General features: G+C 64.7%; 1 protein-coding gene. It reads left to right on the top strand.

The window, feature by feature from the left end; all coding sequences use genetic code 11:
* Positions 1–976: 976 nt before the first annotated feature.
* Positions 977–1290, top strand: a 314-nt coding sequence (locus ACZ52R_RS43440; RefSeq protein ID WP_465755572.1) for a YVTN family beta-propeller repeat protein, incomplete at its 3' end; no start/stop codon positions are given.

Here is a 1290-nt window from a genome sequence, read left to right as displayed (position 1 = left end):
CCGGGCCCTCGGCATGCCCAACGTCCCACGGCAGCCCCACAACCCCCGACACAGGGATCACCCCAGATCAGCCGACGCGAACCGAAACACGGAGGTTAGATGAAGAGCGTCTCGCAGCCTTCCATGGGCGCCCACCCGGCGTCTCCGCTGGCCGTCACGGCCAGAACAGGCAACGGCCTGTCCCCCGGGAAGGGATGGGCAGCCCGCCGGGTCGAATGTCAGCAGTAACGCACCATCCCCGTGGCCAGAACAGGCCGCACACGAATAATTCACCCTGACGGAGCAAGTCAGTTGACATATGATCAAGGCAGGCTTATGGCAGGACGGAAAGGAGAAGCCCGGCTCGCTCAGACATGCAGCGCGCCCCTCGGGCGCGAGGCTCGCCAGGGCGGGAAGAGTGGGCCCATCAACCTGCCGGCGGGAACGCCCCAGCATGTAGAAGTGCCTCAAGGGGCTGGCATCAGGTGAGTTGATCAGCCATTGCGGCTTCGGCTGGTCACGAGCAGGGCCAACTGCATGGCAGCCAGCCATGGAAAAGCCCGAGCCGCGCAAGCCGTCGCCTGCTGCTTGGTCGACCACCATATCCGCCTCGCCGCCGCCGTAGACGCCCTTCTCTTTGTGGAATCGAGTCGACGACTCGATTACTCCATCAGGGTGAATTATTCGCGTGCGGCCTGTTCTGGCCACGGGGATGGTGCGTTACTGCTGACGTTCGACCCGGTGGGCTGCCCATCCCTTCCCGGGGGACAGGCCGTTGCCTGTTCTGGCCGTGACGGCCAGCGGAGACGCCGGGTGGGCACCCTTGGAAGGTTGCGAGACGCTCTTGTTGACGCCCTCCATCTGATGGAGCGTCAACTACTCCTCTCGGGCGCCCCATCCCGATCAGATCTGGATCAAGGGGTGTGTCATGGCCAAGAGTTTTCAGTCGAGGTGGCGTCAACTGTTGGGCCTCGGAAGGCCCAAGCAGAGTGCGGCGGTGACGCCGCCGGATCCGACGGTGGCAGTGGGCAGCTTCCCGACCGGGGTGGCGATCACTCCCGACGGACTGCACGCGTACGTGACCAACAACGGCGACAACACCGTCAGCGTGATCGACACCGCCACCAACACCGTGACGGCCACGGTCGTCGTGGGTACCGGACCGTTCGATGTGGCTGTCACTCCCGACGGACTGCACGCGTACGTGACCAACGAGGGCGACAACACCGTCAGCGTGATCGACACCGCCACCAACACCGTGACGGCCACGGTCGTCGTGGGTACCGGACCGTTCGATGTGGCTGTCACTCC

Source organism: Kitasatospora sp. NPDC034023, assembly GCF_055575795.1.
The sequence above is the reverse complement of the archived record's forward strand: the minus strand, read 5'-3'. Positions and strand labels throughout refer to the sequence as shown.